Consider the following 265-nt stretch of genomic DNA (forward strand, 5'->3'; position numbering starts at 1 on the left):
GCCCGCACGATCGCGCCGTTGCCGAGGCTGTCGCGATGCGCGAGCGCGCCGTCCAGCACGTAGGTGACGATCTCCAGGTCACGGCGCGGCTGCATGCCGAAGCCGCGCGTGGGTGCGATCCGGTCCTCGCTCAGCAAGCGCAGCGCGCCGAATGGCGGATGTGTGGCCCCGGCATGGCCGGCGAGCGGGAAGCTGCTGCTCGATTCGAGCCAGCCTTGACGCGTGTGGCAACGGTCGGCGGCGCGGCGAATCTGGAACATGGGGG

Annotated in this window: 1 protein-coding gene; it reads right to left on the reverse strand. The window is 71.3% G+C overall.

Annotated features, from left to right (window positions below; genetic code table 11):
* Nucleotides 1–265 (reverse strand): pirin family protein (locus R2R70_RS20760; RefSeq protein WP_410979016.1); only part of this gene is annotated, 265 nt, incomplete at both ends.

Source organism: Cobetia sp. SIMBA_158, assembly GCF_046566945.1.
Classification (GTDB): domain Bacteria; phylum Pseudomonadota; class Gammaproteobacteria; order Pseudomonadales; family Halomonadaceae; genus Cobetia; species Cobetia amphilecti.